This is a genomic window from Ruegeria sp. HKCCD7255, assembly GCF_013031565.1.
Taxonomy (GTDB): domain Bacteria; phylum Pseudomonadota; class Alphaproteobacteria; order Rhodobacterales; family Rhodobacteraceae; genus Ruegeria.
In genome coordinates this window covers 379,997-394,099 of the sequence record NZ_WQAG01000003.1, presented here as the reverse complement: position 1 = coordinate 394,099, position 14,103 = coordinate 379,997, and the positions used below count along the sequence as shown (strand labels likewise).

Annotated in this window: 17 protein-coding genes and 1 tRNA gene; 10 read left to right on the top strand and 8 right to left on the bottom strand. The window is 54.2% G+C overall.

Annotated features, from left to right (window positions below):
* Positions 1-108: 108 nt before the first annotated feature.
* Positions 109-1,407: a capsule biosynthesis protein gene (locus GOX45_RS08660; protein WP_171099925.1), complete on the bottom strand. Its 1,299-nt coding sequence runs from the start codon at positions 1,405-1,407 to the stop codon at positions 109-111.
* A gap of 129 nt (positions 1,408-1,536) precedes the next feature.
* Between GOX45_RS08660 and GOX45_RS08655 the strand changes: the two genes are divergently transcribed.
* On the top strand, positions 1,537-2,124 hold the full coding sequence (locus tag GOX45_RS08655) for a riboflavin synthase (protein ID WP_171099923.1): 588 nt from the start codon (positions 1,537-1,539) through the stop codon (positions 2,122-2,124).
* A 3-nt stretch (positions 2,125-2,127) separates the two neighbouring features.
* Here the strand turns inward: GOX45_RS08655 and GOX45_RS08650 are convergent, their stop codons facing one another.
* Positions 2,128-3,183 carry a phosphatase PAP2 family protein gene (locus tag GOX45_RS08650; RefSeq protein WP_171099921.1) on the bottom strand — a complete coding sequence of 352 codons (1,056 nt, stop codon included), beginning with the start codon at positions 3,181-3,183 and terminating at the stop codon, positions 2,128-2,130.
* 220 nt (positions 3,184-3,403) lie between these two features.
* Between GOX45_RS08650 and ribB the strand changes: the two genes are divergently transcribed.
* From ribB to GOX45_RS08625, 5 genes are all read left to right on the top strand, one after another.
* Positions 3,404-4,525 (top strand): 3,4-dihydroxy-2-butanone-4-phosphate synthase, encoded by a 1,122-nt coding sequence (ribB, locus tag GOX45_RS08645; protein ID WP_171099919.1) that lies wholly within the window; start codon positions 3,404-3,406, stop codon positions 4,523-4,525.
* A gap of 2 nt (positions 4,526-4,527) precedes the next feature.
* The gene (locus tag GOX45_RS08640) at positions 4,528-5,079 is read left to right on the top strand and encodes a 6,7-dimethyl-8-ribityllumazine synthase (RefSeq protein WP_171099917.1); all 552 of its coding nucleotides are present in this window, start codon (positions 4,528-4,530) and stop codon (positions 5,077-5,079) included.
* Entirely contained in the window at positions 5,076-5,558 is a 483-nt protein-coding gene (gene nusB / locus GOX45_RS08635; RefSeq protein ID WP_171099915.1) for a transcription antitermination factor NusB, read from the top strand. Before GOX45_RS08640 ends, nusB begins: the two co-directional genes overlap by 4 nt.
* Positions 5,559-5,617: 59 nt before the next feature.
* Positions 5,618-5,914, top strand: coding sequence for a hypothetical protein (locus GOX45_RS08630; RefSeq protein WP_171099913.1), 297 nt, complete (start codon positions 5,618-5,620; stop codon positions 5,912-5,914).
* 347 nt (positions 5,915-6,261) lie between these two features.
* Positions 6,262-7,437: a PIG-L deacetylase family protein gene (locus GOX45_RS08625; RefSeq protein ID WP_217350304.1), complete on the top strand. Its 1,176-nt coding sequence runs from the start codon at positions 6,262-6,264 to the stop codon at positions 7,435-7,437.
* A 208-nt stretch (positions 7,438-7,645) separates the two neighbouring features.
* On the opposite strand, the gene GOX45_RS08620 is transcribed toward GOX45_RS08625, so the two are convergent.
* Positions 7,646-8,071 carry an SRPBCC domain-containing protein gene (locus GOX45_RS08620; protein ID WP_171099908.1) on the bottom strand — a complete coding sequence of 142 codons (426 nt, stop codon included), beginning with the start codon at positions 8,069-8,071 and terminating at the stop codon, positions 7,646-7,648.
* The gene (locus tag GOX45_RS08615; protein WP_171099906.1) at positions 8,068-8,388 is read right to left on the bottom strand and encodes a helix-turn-helix transcriptional regulator; all 321 of its coding nucleotides are present in this window, start codon (positions 8,386-8,388) and stop codon (positions 8,068-8,070) included. The genes GOX45_RS08620 and GOX45_RS08615 overlap by 4 nt, the downstream gene beginning before the upstream one ends.
* A gap of 112 nt (positions 8,389-8,500) precedes the next feature.
* Here GOX45_RS08615 and GOX45_RS08610 point away from each other — a divergent pair, with 112 nt between their 5' ends.
* A complete protein-coding gene (locus tag GOX45_RS08610) occupies positions 8,501-8,932 on the top strand; it encodes an MmcB family DNA repair protein (RefSeq protein ID WP_171099904.1) in 432 nt (143 codons plus the stop codon).
* Here GOX45_RS08610 and GOX45_RS08605 read toward each other — a convergent pair.
* Positions 8,929-9,117 (bottom strand): DUF6324 family protein, encoded by a 189-nt coding sequence (locus tag GOX45_RS08605; protein ID WP_171099902.1) that lies wholly within the window; start codon positions 9,115-9,117, stop codon positions 8,929-8,931. The two genes, GOX45_RS08610 and GOX45_RS08605, sit on opposite strands and share 4 nt — an antisense overlap.
* 78 nt (positions 9,118-9,195) lie before the next feature.
* Here GOX45_RS08605 and GOX45_RS08600 point away from each other — a divergent pair, with 78 nt between their 5' ends.
* Together GOX45_RS08600 and GOX45_RS08595 are read left to right on the top strand one after the other, a co-directional pair.
* On the top strand, positions 9,196-9,678 hold the full coding sequence (locus GOX45_RS08600; RefSeq protein ID WP_171099899.1) for a GNAT family N-acetyltransferase: 483 nt from the start codon (positions 9,196-9,198) through the stop codon (positions 9,676-9,678).
* 47 nt (positions 9,679-9,725) lie between these two features.
* A tRNA-His gene (locus tag GOX45_RS08595) sits at positions 9,726-9,802 on the top strand.
* Positions 9,803-10,061: 259 nt separating this feature from the next.
* Here the strand turns inward: GOX45_RS08595 and GOX45_RS08590 are convergent.
* Together GOX45_RS08590 and GOX45_RS08585 are read right to left on the bottom strand one after the other, a co-directional pair.
* A complete protein-coding gene (locus tag GOX45_RS08590; RefSeq protein WP_171099898.1) occupies positions 10,062-10,772 on the bottom strand; it encodes a hypothetical protein in 711 nt (236 codons plus the stop codon).
* Positions 10,760-11,863 carry a cyclic GMP-AMP synthase DncV-like nucleotidyltransferase gene (locus GOX45_RS08585; RefSeq protein ID WP_171099896.1) on the bottom strand — a complete coding sequence of 368 codons (1,104 nt, stop codon included), beginning with the start codon at positions 11,861-11,863 and terminating at the stop codon, positions 10,760-10,762. The genes GOX45_RS08590 and GOX45_RS08585 overlap by 13 nt, the downstream gene beginning before the upstream one ends.
* Before the next feature lie 93 nt (positions 11,864-11,956).
* Here GOX45_RS08585 and GOX45_RS08580 point away from each other — a divergent pair, with 93 nt between their 5' ends.
* Positions 11,957-12,709, top strand: coding sequence for a hypothetical protein (locus GOX45_RS08580; protein ID WP_171099895.1), 753 nt, complete (start codon positions 11,957-11,959; stop codon positions 12,707-12,709).
* A 27-nt stretch (positions 12,710-12,736) separates the two neighbouring features.
* Here GOX45_RS08580 and GOX45_RS08575 read toward each other — a convergent pair whose 3' ends face one another.
* Positions 12,737-13,960 carry a site-specific integrase gene (locus GOX45_RS08575; RefSeq protein WP_171099893.1) on the bottom strand — a complete coding sequence of 408 codons (1,224 nt, stop codon included), beginning with the start codon at positions 13,958-13,960 and terminating at the stop codon, positions 12,737-12,739.
* Between the last annotated feature and the right edge of the window lie 143 nt (positions 13,961-14,103).

The window sequence follows — 14,103 nt, the reverse complement described above, 5'->3', positions numbered from 1 at the left end:
GGAAGATAAATGCACTGCCGGATATCCTCAATATTCTGTGGTTCTTGTCTTTTGTTTTCGGCAACGTACCTGTTTTTTACGCCAACTTCCAGTTGCAGGTCTTTGAGATTAGCCGATGATTCGCAACTGTGGCCTCTCAGCCGCGCTGCTGGTGAAACGGGCCTGATAGGGGTCTTGCTCATTCAGCATCATATCGACGGCGCGCCTTAACAATTGACGGCGACCGCGTCGCGAATAAAACCCCCCGGGAACCTGGCTGGTCGCCAGCAAAAACCGTCGGTAGGTTCGATAGTACTCGGCGTCTGGTGGCTGAGGGTTGGCAAAGAACTCCGACACAGATTGTCGGGAGACAAATTCGGGCTTGTCATAGACCGACTGCCCGAAACTGCGCAACGGCAGGCCGCGCCACAAAACCTGCTGTCCTGCGGTCGAGTTTATGGTGACCGCCGATTGCGCATCGTCCAGCAGGCCGGCCAATTTGCCCCCCGGAACATAATGTACGCGATCATCGATCTTCAGCTTGCGGGTCAGTTGCGCGACCAACCGGCGCAAAGGTTCGCGGTGGTTTTCCAGGGGATGTTCCTTGATCACAAGGTGGTGGTGTCGGGGCGCACCTTCGGCAAACCCTGTTACCATCTCCTGCACAAAGTCAGACATCCGCGCATAGCCGGAATGCGACTGGACCGAGCTATCATGTCCCAGTTGCAATAAAACGAGGTGGTAGGGGAATCCGCTGCGATTGACTTTCCACGTTGCCAGCTCGCGCCGCAGGCGGTGAACCGGCATGCGCAGCAATCGTTTGAAATACAGCGCAAATTCCTGAGATACAGAAACCTCGCGATGTGACCGAAAATGGCGGTAATTTCGGTTCAAAAACATCACGAACCAATGATAGAGCGCACCATAGAAAATATGCTGCCGCATATCTCCCCAATGGGTTGGCGGCGGGGGTGATCGCTGCTCGGACCGATCCAGACATTGCTCCATGTCAGCCACGCTCATCTGCATCAGGCGGGAGTTTCCGTTCGAGCCGTCGCGCTCATATGTGACCCACCAAGGGCGCAAATAGCCTTCTTCGAAGACATGAACCGTAAGGCCCGCAGCTTTTGCAATCTCAACAGCTTGTGAGTGAACGGGACGGGTGTCGCCATACAGCACCAGATCTGTCACGCTCAGTTCCGCGATCATCTGCCGGAAGGTGTCGGGCCAGTTCTCGGGCGTGTCCATGAAGGGGATGTAGCTTTGCGTATCGCGCCAAAAGGCCTGGTCCCCGGCGTTGAAGCCAACCCGCCATGCTCTCGCACCAGTCGCGCGCAGTACTTTTGCCAACGACCAGAAAAACGGACCATGGGGTCCTTGAAGGAACAAAAAACTACGCTGCCCTGAAGCGGATTGATCAAAGGACATGGGACTGCTTCTGCCTCTTTTCTTTCTGACAATGCCTGTTTGTGCCCATCGGAGCAAGGCAGGGCTTGCCCGCAAGCTCACTTGCCCTTACCTCGGTGCCAGTCAGCCTAAGCGAAAGAGGGTTAAGGAATGTTCACTGGGATCGTTACTGATATCGGCACCATTGCCGAGTTGGACCAGCAAGGTGATCTTCGCGCCCGCATTCGCACTGGCTATGACACCAACGGGATCGATATCGGAGCTTCGATTGCCAGTGATGGCGTGTGCCTGACCGTTATCGCGCTGGGCCCTGACTGGTATGATGTCCAGATCAGTGCCGAGACCGTGTCAAAGACCAACCTGGACGCATGGTGCCTCGGTAAGCGGGTCAACCTTGAACGCGCGCTCAAAGTCGGGGACGAATTGGGCGGGCATATCGTGTCGGGCCATGTGGACGGTGTGGCAGAGGTGATTGCCGTAAAAGATGAGGGCGACAGCACGCGCGTGACATTGCGCGCGCCCAAAGACCTGGCGCGGTTCATCGCGCCCAAAGGCTCGGTCGCGCTGAACGGGACATCGCTGACGGTCAATGATGTGGATGGGTGCGATTTCGGCATCAACTTCATTCCGCACACCAAAGAGGTCACAACCTGGGGCGATGTCGCTGTTGGCGACCGTGTGAACCTCGAGATCGACACGCTCGCCCGCTATGTGGCGCGTTTGGCGGAAACGGTCTAAACCTCAGGCGTTTGGTCCAAACCGCGCGGTCAGCTTTTTGGCCAGCCACCAAAAGAAGACCATCAGCAGTCCCGAGGCATAGCCGTCAATCGCATAGTGCCAACCAAGATGCACTGACCCCAACAGGATAGTGAAGGCGAAGCCTGTCAGCGCCCAACCGGCCCAACGTGCATAGCTGAATCCATAGAAGGCCAAAAGCACGCTTGAGGCGACATGCATACTGGGCATTGCGGAAATGCCCCGCGCGGGACCAGCATTGTGATAACCCTCCAGCAACATGTTTTGCACGCTCAGCGACCAGACCGGGCTTATTTCATTTGATTGGCGCAGCATTTCCATCTGCGGCGCAAACTCGAGCCCCAGACCAAAGGCTTCGAAATAGACCGGGCCGACCGAGGCAAAAACCGTGGCTAAAAGGTTGCCACCGACGAACCAGCACAACACGAAAGCCACAAGAAACACGGTGCAACGATTTGGGTCTCTTCGATCCAGGCAAGCCACGCAAACCGCAATATAAAGCATGGGAAACCACATGTGATAAGCGACATTCAGCGCGGTGGTCACGTAAGGTGACCCAAAGATGGGCCACAGCAATACCCAGGGATCAAAGCCGCCGTGCAGCCATCTATCCCATCTCGCGAACTCGGTGTCCCAGAGAGACGGGTTCACCGCATGAATTTCATTCTTAAGGAACGTGTACGACGCAATCAAAGCAACGATGCTGCCAAAACAGAGCACTGCATCAGGAGCCTTTTGGGGGTCGGTCAGTTTAGACCACAGATCGTGTAGCAGCCATTTTATCGGTTTGGCAGGGCGGATCGAAAAAACGGCCACGCCAAAACGCCAAAGCACGAAATTGGCGAACATAAAGAGAAAAAGCTTGAACGAAAGCCCCAGCATGAGTGATGTCGAGGCATCCCAGAAAGACCTTCCGACATAAATGCTGACTGCGACCGCGCAAACCAGTTGTAATCCGACAAGCGACAACAGTAATCGATTACGCCAAAAGGCGGTTCCAAAAGCGACACTGGAGGCGGGCACGTCAAAGGTCTTGAACATGGTGCGGAAGGTCTTGTCTGACGTTGGAAATACTGCATACAGAACTCTGCCAGCTATCGGGCGATCAAAGGGCTTGTTTTGGGCAATTTGAGGACAAACCCGGGAGAGATCCGCCAAACGTCGGGTAAATGGCAACAATCGCAGGGCGCATACGCTCTGGTCTTTGCCTTGCGCGTGGTCTATCCCGCGTTGCAGAAATGCTCTTGTGAAAGGCTGCCCCATGAGCTTTGAAACCCCCGGTCCGGTCGAGGCCCAATTGCGCGACGCGATCAGCCCGATCGAGGACATCATTGATGAGGCGCGCAACGGCCGGATGTATATTCTGGTCGATCACGAGGACCGCGAGAATGAGGGCGATCTGGTCATTCCGGCAGAATTTGCCGATGCGGATGCGATCAATTTCATGGCCACCTATGGGCGCGGATTGATCTGCCTGCCGATGACCGCCGAGCGGATCGATTCCTTGGGCCTGCCGATGATGGCGGTCAACAATTCCTCGCGGCACGAGACGGCCTTTACCGTGTCGATCGAGGCGCGAGAAGGTGTCAGCACCGGGATTTCCGCCGCTGACCGGGCGCTGACCGTGGCGACCGCGATAAACGAACAAAACACCATGGCGCATATCGCGACACCTGGTCATGTCTTCCCCTTACGCGCCAAGCGGGGTGGGGTGCTGGTGCGGGCAGGCCATACCGAAGCTGCCGTGGATATCTCGCGTCTGGCGGGGTTGAAACCCGCTGGTGTGATCTGCGAGATCATGAACCCCGACGGTACGATGGCGCGCCTGCCGGATCTGGTGGAATTCGCCAAAACCCACGATATGAAGATCGGAACCATCAGCGACCTGATCAGCTATCGCGCGCGCAATGACAATCTGGTGGTCGAAACCTCGCGCCAGATGGTGACATCGGAATATGGTGGCGAATGGGAGATGCGGCTCTTTACTGATCAGACCCATGGGATCGAACATGTGGTCATGATCAAAGGGGATATTACAACGCCCGAGCCGGTCTTGACCCGCACCCATGCCTTGCATGAAGCGCCGGACATATTGGGGCTTGGTCCCAAATCCTCACGCGAGTTGCCGCGCGCGATGGAGAAGATTGCCGCAGAGGGTCGGGGCGTTGTGTGCCTGTTCCGCCAGCCGCGCAACTCGCTTTATGCGGCAGAGGACGAAGGTCCGCGCACTATCAAACGCACGGGTCTGGGGGCGCAGATCCTGTCCAAAATGGGGATTCAGGAACTGGTGTTGCTGACAGACTCACCGGAAACGAAATACCTGGGGCTCGACGCATTTGGTTTGTCCATCGTCGGCACCCGCTCAATTCTCAAGGATGACTGATCGTGGCTGAACAAGACAAACACGGCGTTCTGCCAACGCCGACATTCGACAAACCCGTGAAGCTGCTGATCGTGGCGGCTCCGTTCTATCGCGCCATCGCTGACAATCTGATCGCCGGGGCCAAGGCCGAGATCGAGGCGGCTGGTGGTACCTGCGAGGTGGTCGAGGTGCCCGGAGCGCTGGAAATTCCCACGGCTATCGCGATGGCAGACCGCCAATGCGATTTTGACGGTTATGTCGCGCTGGGCTGTGTAATCCGGGGCGAAACAACGCACTATGAGACGGTCTGCAACGATTCCAGCCGCGCCATCCAGTTGATGGGGCTGCAAGGTCTGTGCATCGGCAACGGAATTCTGACTGTCGAGAATGACGAGCAGGCCGAAGTGCGCGCGAACCCCGAAAAGATGAATAAAGGTGGCGGCGCGGCAGCTGCGGCCTTGCATCTGATCGCGCTCAGCCGTAAGTGGGGCTCTTCCAAAAAGGGCGTGGGCTTTAAGCCGCCGTCCGAGTCCATCCTTGTGGCGGGCGACAGCAACGGATCCACGACAGTATGACCCAGACAGACGCGCCCAAACCGGCCAGTAAAAAACGACTGATGAAATCCGCCGCCCGGCTTTATGCCGTGCAGGCGCTGTTCCAGATGGAGCAGTCGGGTCAGACGACCGAAGCGGTTGTGGCCGAGTTTCTCGATCACCGGTTTGGCGCTGTCTATGAAGGCGATGAGATGCTCGAGGGTGACACCAGCCTCTTCCGCAAGCTGGTTGACGATGCGGTGAACTATCAGGCGCCCATTGACCAGATGACCGACCGCGCCCTGGTAGCGAAATGGCCGATTGGCCGCATCGATCCAACCCTGCGCGCGGTGTTCCGCGCGGCCGGCGCAGAGCTGACCCAAAGCGATACACCGCCCAAAGTTGTGATCACTGAATTCGTCGACGTCGCGCGCGCCTTTTTCCCGGAAGGTAAAGAGACGAAATTCGTAAACGCCGTGTTGGATCACATGGCCCGCGAAGCCCAGCCCGAGGCATTCTGACACCTTTACGCGGCCCAAATATGCGCTAACCTGAATGTCACGGCGCAAAGGGGTTCGTCATGCCAAAACTGATCCGTCTGTATATCACCCAAGTGGCAATGGGCTTTGTCATCTCGGCAGTCTTCGTCGGTGTTCTGCTGGTCTTGAACGTGGCAAACCTGCGCACGCTCATCTTGGGCTCGGATATTGGCCTCGTTGCCTTGGCGATGATCTGGTTCATGAATGGCATCGTTTTCGCGGGCGTTCAGTTCGGGTACAAGATCATGAGCATGGCTGAGAAACCGCAAGGACCGCATCGTGGTACGCCAGTCGTTGCCGGCTTGAAACCCGCAACAATCCGGGTTGAAAAAACCTAAGAGCCGCGTCGGAAGGCTCATCCTGCCGCGGGTGTGACCTACGGAGCGTATTTTTGGTTCAAACGGCTTGAACATGACGCTGCGTTGTCCTTTCATGCCTGTCAGCGACAAGAAAAGGCAGCAAAAGAGCCGAGCTTTTGAACACTCTCACATATGAAGAGGTTATTGCGTCCCCGAGTTTTCGCGATGATCTTGAATCCTTAAACCACGCAATTGCCGAAGGGTTGTCAAAGGCTGGTGAGCCAGTGGCGATAAACGGTAACGTGTGCTACGGCCATATGCAGGAAGACTTCCACTTGACGGCTATGTCGCCTGGGATGGAGCCGAAAAGGCGTGCGCTTTTTCAAATGGCTCAGAGCAGCTCGTGTTTTGCAGAAGTGGGTGTGGCCGGAGGCCACGCTGCATTGTTGGCCCTTCATTCCAATCCATCGCTGAAGTTCATAGGGATTGACCTTGGTCAGCGGCTACGGGCGTCGTGGCCACCCGTGAACATCTACGTTCCTATTGTTTTCAAGTGGTTTGAGACCAGGTTTCCGACGCGCGTAAAGCTTTATCTGATGGATGCGGTTGATGGTCTTCGTCAGGCGGTGGCAGAACGCCCATTTGGTTCAATTGATTTGCTGCATTTGGACGCCGCGAAGAACAGCAGAGTTTCCGAGCTCGAGACAGCTTGGCCGGGATTGGCTGGTCGATGCTACTTGTTCCAAGGGGATAACAAAAACGGGAAGGTGAAGGAGAGTTCCAATCAGTTGATGGCAGAAGGGCGCGCGCGGCGGGTTAGCTCGTCTAGGTTTCAGAATTTCGCAAACGCCAATTTTGACGTATTGGAAACCGGGCCAGACGTGGCAGCGGGCAAGGTTAGTCTTGCTAGCCTCAAGGATGACAGGATCCTTCTTTGCGTTTGCCATCAGGATGATGAGACGTTGTTCTGCGGCTCCACCTTGGCGCATTTGAAAGATCGGGCGGATGTGACCATCGTCAGTTTCTTTCGACCCGCTCCAAACCGCAAAGACACAAGTACGCGTGAGGCGGCAATGCAGCGCGTCTGTGACTCACTTGGTTTTCAGAGAGTCCAGTTCCCATTTGCCGTAGAGCCTGATCATCGCAGGCTGAGGCGATTCATTCAGATGCCGACAGGGCCCGAGCAGACGCATCCCAAGATCGTGCGTCCGCTAAACCGTCACCCCTTGTTTAATCTTTTGGAGGGATCGGTCTTTGCCATGATGCAGCAGTTCGCCCCGTCGACTGTCATAACCCATAACAGCGTTGGAGAGTACGGTCACATTGAGCATGTGCTTTTGCACCATGCGGTTTCGCGTGCGGCCACACGATATAAATCCGCTCGAGTGCTGAATTTCGGGGTTGGGCTAGATAAGCCGGATTTGCTTGTGCCGTCTTGTCCTTATCAGAAGAACAGGTTCTTTGACGAATACATGCCGCAATGGAATGGTCGTAAGATCTATGATTTTGCGCTTTCGGACGAAAGTTTTGTGAACCACAATCTTTCAGACCCCGAAGTCTAGGATGCGTATGTGGCGGGACCACCAGTCAACCGTGCGGTGTGATTCCCGAGGACCTGTATGTACAGGTGGGCGCCAGGTAATCAGGCCAGGACCTGAACAGAGCCAGCCCCCTCGGAATTGCTTAAGGCCACCAGAATGCTACCAGTCACAAGAAGGGCAGAACCCGCCACAGGCCTAACTAGGGCGAATGGCGGGCAGGTACAAGGGGTCAGGCGTCAACAGGTTCGTGCAAGGCCGTACGCATCTTGCCAAAATGTTCGTCCCAGCCATTGTCCAGTGCCAGGATCAGTCCAAAACCTTCGGCGGTCTGAGGCAGCCCTTCATGGCGCAGGGCCAGACGGGTGCCACCCGGAACAGGATCGAGCGTCCATTTGACCACGCTCACCGCATCGCCCATCGGTTTGACGGTAAAAGTATACTCCAGATATTCAGGCTTGCGCGCGGCTGTCACCGTGCCCCAGATCAGCAGATCGCCGCTGGCGGTTCCAAACATCTCCAGCTTTTGACCAGCGGCCAAAGGGCGCTCGGGTTTGTGGAACCACTCGGCCAGCCGATCAGGTTCGGTCAGATAATCCCAAACCGTGTCCGGATCGGCGCGCAGAAAGATGGTTTTTTGCAATATAGTCTCGGTCATTTTGCTTTCCTTTCAATGGCTTCTTTCAGATTGGCCAGGCGATCATCCCAGAACTGGTCAAAATAGCTGAACCAGTCCAGAACAGGGGCCATGCCCATGGGTTCCAGTCGATTGATACGTTCGCGCCCCCGGGTTTCGACTGTGATCAAGCCGCCATCCGACAACACGGTCAGGTGCTTCTTCACCGCAGCGCGGGTCATGTCGAATTGATTCGTCAACTGAGCGATCGTCATGTCCTGTCGGGCCAGTATATGAACGATGTCCCGTCGGGTCGGATCGGCCAGCGCGCGAAACGCGTTTTGGGTTTGTGAGGTCATGGCAACTCCATTGTGATACCATTTGGTATCGTATTAATGAAATACCAAATGGTATCATGTCAACCCTGATGTGCGGCTTGATTTTTGTTCACGAATTGTTCACATTCACCACATGACTCTGGATCTGCAACCCGGACAAAAACTGGCCCGCGGCGTTTCGCGCCACTTGTTGACGCATGGCTTTGTATCTGTTGAGGAATTTGTGCCTGCGCGCGGGCTGCGCGTGGATGTCATGGGGTTGGGCCCAAAAGGCGAGCTTTGGGTGGTCGAGTGCAAATCCAGCCGCGCCGATTATCAGTCGGATGCGAAATGGCAGGGCTATCTGGAATGGTGCGACCGATTCTTCTGGGCGGTCGATACCGAGTTCCCGGTTGAACTATTACCGGATGAGACCGGCCTGATCATCGCCGATGCCTATGATGCCGAGATCATTCGGACCGGGCCGGAGACCAAACTGGCGCCAGCGCGGCGCAAGAAGATGATCCAGAAGTTCGCTGTTGACGCAGCCCGCCGCCTGCAAACCTTGCGCGACCCGCGAATTTAACCTTTGACCGCACGCGCGGCTTGGGCGGCTGCGCGGATCTCCTCGGCGATCTCTTCGGCTTCTTCCGGATCGAAATCCATCGGAATCTCGATGCCGGCGCCTTCAATGAACAGGCGCACCATACCTTGATCGGTCGGGCCGATTTGCAGGTTCGCTTCGATATCGCGTTCGGTGTTGATACCCATAGGTGCCTCCGGGGACTGAGATTGTGTGCTATCGCGCAGAGGGTTGAGAATCAAGCGAAGGATGCCGACAAAGATCGCATGTCAGATGTTCAGCTCAGACCGTTTCGCGCCGATGATGCGCCTTGGCTGGTGGAACGCCACGCCACGCTTTATGCCCGCGACGAAGGGTTTGACGACAGTTTCGAGCAGTTGGTAGCGCGTATTCTGGACGATTTCATCGCCGATCACGACCCCGAATGCGAACAGGGCTGGATCGCGGAGCGGGGCGGAACGCGACTAGGCAGCATCTTTTGTGTCTCGCAGGATGACCAGACTGCCAAGCTGCGCCTGTTTCTGTTGGTGCCCGAAGCGCGCGGGCAGGGCGCCGGGAAACGTCTGCTGCGCACCTGTATGGATTTCGCGCACACCGCAGGTTACCGCGAAATGGTCCTGTGGACCCACGAAAGCCACCGCGCCGCCTGCGCGCTCTATCGCTCCTTTGGTTGGCAGCTTTTGGACAGCAAACCGGTCCATTCCTTCGGTGTCGATCTGGTCGAACAAAGCTGGAGGATTCAGCTTTAATCCCCTTGCATTCCCCGCACGCCTTCGCTACATCGCCCTCCACGAGTGCCGCCTTAGCTCAGTTGGTTAGAGCGCTGGATTGTGGATCCAGAGGTCCCCTGTTCAAGCCAGGGAGGCGGTACCATCTTCCAACCCCGTTTTGTTGTTTTATTGCATTGGATTAGTGCGCTCTGTTGTGCGTCCAGGTGATGATGGCAATTTAGAACAAAAGGGGAGTAAACAGCAGAATTGCCCAAAACTTGCCCAAAAAAGTAAGTGAAACAGACACCCAAGAACTCAAAATTGGTGCGAAAGTGTCAGTAAATGTTTCGCTTGTTGCTGGTAGTTTTTTGCTGGCTTAGGTTTCGAACGAGCCTTTCGCTTCTGCTGTTAGTTTCGCGATGTTACTTGCGAGGGTTGCCAACACGGGATTCAATCCTGTCTAACATTCGGCGGGCCATAGCCGGGTTAACTGTGCGACGAATTTGGTCAATACGGTCACGATGACAGTTGCGAATACGTTTCCCGCTTCCACAAGGACAGCTTAAGTGCCCTTTTATTGGGTTCTTGCACAAGACTTTCAGGTGGTCGGCAATAAGTTTCGCGTCTGGTTCTAAACCCAAAATTTCTCCGAAAGCCTCTAACTCACCTTTGAGGCCGTGAGATCTTTCACCCAGCGGCCACTCTCCTTTCCCAGTTTGAGCCAACTTAGTTTCATACCAATGCTGGCTAAAGAAATAGTCGTCGACCGGGCCTAGAAAATACTCTTCTAAGCTACAATTGTCAGAAAGCAGCAGCCATTCCTCGTAGACGCCAACGCAACAGTTTCCGTGTTTTTCAAAGATGTGTCTGTCCAGAACCCGCTCAATTCGTCCACCGGTTTCGAACACCACCGGTTCATCCTCAGGAAAATTTGCAGGGACGGCGATTTTGACCTCAAAACTATCATATTCCCCGAGTGGACCGGTTAAGATATACTTTCCGTCTATACAAACCAAACTCTTCCAAACTGTGACACGTAGCTCGGGTTGATACCGAGCGACGTATTCCTTGGCCTGTTCAATCAATTCGTCTGGCGGGGCTGTTTCCTCCGCTATAGTCGCTATTGCGCCCATGGTTTGTTCCCGCCGCCCGATGATCGCTTTGCTTCCAATGCGGCCTGAGCACGATCCGCCTTCTCGGCGTCGGTAAGCGCTGCAGCAGCGGCGGAGGCAATCATAGGAGCGGCTAGTCCGGCACCTAGTGCTGACTTTTTCTCAAGAGGTGCGGCGGCGTTGTTAGCGGCGCGTTGTTCCGAGTCGAAGAAACTGTGGCGAAATACTTTTTTCCACGCTTGCTTAGCATCTGCGTCCCCCGCGTCCTCTGAATTCAACTTGTCGAGTTCTTCGACGCTGGCTTTCGCCTGTTCGATCAACCGCCCAATTCGGTCAGTATCTTTGTCGTCGGAGACCTGGACGCCATCTGCGTATACGGGTGAGTGTTTCGAGCGATGCGAAAGGATGCGGAGAGTTTCGCGGAAACTCTCATCGTCTCGCCCCTCCGCTGCAATATAGGCCTCAATAAACAGGGCCGTCGCAATTAGACCTCCCGGGAACTTTAGGCCCAAACGCTTTGCGTGCGTTTTGGCATAAAACTTGCCCAAGCGAATAATTCGGCGAAGTTGGTAGCTGCCTGATGTTTCAGGGCTTTTGGCTGAAACATGGGTTTCGATCCATTTATTCATCGCCGCGGGATCGGAAGTCACCCACTCGTCTCCTGCCGAAAGCTCGTGTTTCCAACCAGCCTCTGTCCAACTTCTGCGAAAAACTGGAAAGTCACATTGGTAACCATCGGAATAAACAACCCGAACACACTTCATTTTCGTTTCAGGATCGTATTTCATGTTGGTTGCTTTGGACGCGATTGCGTTCCTTACCCAGTTGCGGGTCGTCCGTGGGCCTGAGGCCTCGCTCTTTTCAAACACAACCCCAAGGTCAATGTCGTAACGGCTATCTTGGTCCGCTTCTGGTGGCTGTGTCATCGTCTTTTGGGCGTAACCGCCTTGGTTTATGGTGTCCACAACAGGCGGTTTTTCAGCGTCTTCTAGCCCTCGTTTAATGCGGTCAAGATTAGTTTCGCGGCGGCGTTTCATGTCCGCCCTTTGGTCGTTTGTGAGCCTAACGTGGCTAGAGTGGAATGAAGAAATTTCTTTTGAATAGTCGTACATATCGTGTCTCTTTCAGGCTGTACATCAACAACTGGGGCCTATACCTATGAAGTTCAAGTCCCTTTTTGAGACAATCTTTATGGAGAATTAACTTTGTACGCCTTGTTGCCTTGGAAGCTACTTTCAACAGTCTTGCTCATCATCGTCGCTGTGGCAGTTTATGTCGACGATGTGTTCGCATTGGTAGGTGTTTCGCTTCCCGAAAATGTTGTTGTGCGTGCACTTCCGGTTGTATTACTCACGGCGTTCTCAGTATTCTTCGCTCCCACCGGATACTATGCGCCTTGGAGAATTCTCTGGAGATTGGTTCCGGTGCTGAACAACTGGTTTCCGGATCTGAATGGTGTTTGGGTGGGTAAAACCAGTACAAACGGGCCTACAATCCGGAAATTGATTGAGATGGCAAAGAGCAACCAGCAATTAACTGAGCAGGAACTACACGACATACCAGAACAAGAAGACGCCATGGCTGTAGAAATTACGAATAGCTTGTTTAGCCTAAGAATTGACGCAGGCCTTAGTTCAACGAATGCGCAGTCTCATTCTATCGCTGCAAAGCCTTGGCGACATCAACACACAGGTCGGATTCATCTATCTTATGTGTTCCAGCAAGAAACACCAAAACCCGCCATAACTGATGAAGAGACACACCTTGGCGCCGCAGAGCTCGTTTTGGACTCGAACGGTTATGCGAATGCAGAAGGCACCTATTGGACACGTCGTTCATGGCGAACTGGGCGGAACACAGCGGGAAGCATTTCGCTGACGCGAAAAAACCCTAACAAGCGCAAAGGCAAATCACTTACAGAGTTTGCTGCCGAGCATAAAGCGCAGTCAGAGGATTAATCGGTGTGGTTACGGCGCCTAAACAACTCAAACTATCAGGTTTTGTGAAACGATCCTCATGATCTCATCCATTGTCCGCTGATCGTCAGGGATGAGGTGACCATATTGATCCAAAGTGAAGGCCACCGAGCTGTGGCCAGCTAACACAGACGCCTCTTTGATCCTTCCCGCTCTAACCAAGACTGAAACAAAAAAATGCCGCAGGCCGTGTAAACCGTGGTCTGCCAGCGGAGGCTTGAGCTGCTGTTCGCGCATTCTGTTAACTCGCTTTAGCAGCGGCTTCCAAAACTTGTTCTTTACATTGTTGTAGTCCAGCGGCTGACCTGTTCTCGTTGGAAAGACCCAACCCTCCTTTGTAGCAGGGCAGGCGAGGCGCCACTTAGCAAGTGTTGGTCGAACTGATTCCGGTATGGGTATCGTGCGCCGCGCGTTCTTTGTTTTGGTTTTCGCGATGCGTTCCTCTAGGGTTTGGCCCTTTCGTACTCGATCAACCATTCTGTTGACCGTAACCGACGAAAAACCAACCCCGAAGTCGCTCCATTGTAACCCAAGGCATTCCGAGATTCTGACACCTGTCATTCGCAGAATTAGAAATAGTGGATAATACCTGCGGTAGGTTCGCGCGACACGAGTATCATCCGACCTGTATAGATTGTAGGCCATCTCATCTAATTCAGCCATTTCCTCGTCGGAAAGTATGCGAACGGTCTTCATGTCTTCTTGTTCGCCCCAATCTAACTTGATTTTCACGCCCTCTGCCGGGTTTGAGAATATGACGTCGAGTAGGGCTGCGTACGATAGGATGGCTTTCGTAAGATTAAGCGCGTGTTTGGCGGTGTTCCGACTTGGGCAGTTTGCAATCAAGTAATCGCGAAACTCCCTCATTCTTGCTTTGTCGATATCACTGAGTGAAATCGCGCCAAGTCGAGGATTTATCCAGTTGCGAAGGTAAGACTCGTACGAAGAGATTGTCGATGACCGAATGCCTAGTTCCCCATCACGGCCCTTAGAACTGTCATTGATGTACTTTCCTGCGAATTTCTCAAAAGTGGTGTAGCCATGGGTAATCGCTTGGTCGCGCAATTCCGAAGCCAGTCTTTCCTTGGCCAACTGTTTTGCAGCACGCGCGGATTGGGCCGTGACCCGTTTTCTTTGACCGCTAGGGGTATAGTAAGCCTGAACCCAATAGCTCTTTCCATTAGTAGTCTCTGTTCTTGGGTTGCCGGACAGACACGCTTTCTTTTTAGACATTTCATTACCCCGAATACTAGCTGTATTAGGTAAGACAACTACCTTTCCAGAATTGAGTCAACGACTCTAAATGTTTGTCTTCAAAAGGAAAAAATGGAGAATTTGTCATTCTTCCTGACCCGGAGTTAGGTGGATTTCCATTG

What these genes read in the sequence shown, in the direction of transcription:
- GOX45_RS08660 (WP_171099925.1), bottom strand. Translation starts at nt 1,407, where the DNA reads ATGTCCTTTGATCAATCCGCTTCAGGGCAGCGTAGTTTTTTGTTCCTT.
- GOX45_RS08655 (WP_171099923.1), top strand. Translation starts at nt 1,537, where the DNA reads ATGTTCACTGGGATCGTTACTGATATCGGCACCATTGCCGAGTTGGAC.
- GOX45_RS08650 (WP_171099921.1), bottom strand. Translation starts at nt 3,183, where the DNA reads ATGTTCAAGACCTTTGACGTGCCCGCCTCCAGTGTCGCTTTTGGAACC.
- ribB (WP_171099919.1), top strand. Translation starts at nt 3,404, where the DNA reads ATGAGCTTTGAAACCCCCGGTCCGGTCGAGGCCCAATTGCGCGACGCG.
- nusB (WP_171099915.1), top strand. Translation starts at nt 5,076, where the DNA reads ATGACCCAGACAGACGCGCCCAAACCGGCCAGTAAAAAACGACTGATG.
- GOX45_RS08630 (WP_171099913.1), top strand. Translation starts at nt 5,618, where the DNA reads ATGCCAAAACTGATCCGTCTGTATATCACCCAAGTGGCAATGGGCTTT.
- GOX45_RS08625 (WP_217350304.1), top strand. Translation starts at nt 6,262, where the DNA reads ATGGCTCAGAGCAGCTCGTGTTTTGCAGAAGTGGGTGTGGCCGGAGGC.
- GOX45_RS08620 (WP_171099908.1), bottom strand. Translation starts at nt 8,071, where the DNA reads ATGACCGAGACTATATTGCAAAAAACCATCTTTCTGCGCGCCGATCCG.
- GOX45_RS08615 (WP_171099906.1), bottom strand. Translation starts at nt 8,388, where the DNA reads ATGACCTCACAAACCCAAAACGCGTTTCGCGCGCTGGCCGATCCGACC.
- GOX45_RS08610 (WP_171099904.1), top strand. Translation starts at nt 8,501, where the DNA reads ATGACTCTGGATCTGCAACCCGGACAAAAACTGGCCCGCGGCGTTTCG.
- GOX45_RS08605 (WP_171099902.1), bottom strand. Translation starts at nt 9,117, where the DNA reads ATGGGTATCAACACCGAACGCGATATCGAAGCGAACCTGCAAATCGGC.
- GOX45_RS08600 (WP_171099899.1), top strand. Translation starts at nt 9,196, where the DNA reads ATGTCAGATGTTCAGCTCAGACCGTTTCGCGCCGATGATGCGCCTTGG.
- GOX45_RS08590 (WP_171099898.1), bottom strand. Translation starts at nt 10,772, where the DNA reads ATGGGCGCAATAGCGACTATAGCGGAGGAAACAGCCCCGCCAGACGAA.
- GOX45_RS08585 (WP_171099896.1), bottom strand. Translation starts at nt 11,863, where the DNA reads ATGTACGACTATTCAAAAGAAATTTCTTCATTCCACTCTAGCCACGTT.
- GOX45_RS08575 (WP_171099893.1), bottom strand. Translation starts at nt 13,960, where the DNA reads ATGTCTAAAAAGAAAGCGTGTCTGTCCGGCAACCCAAGAACAGAGACT.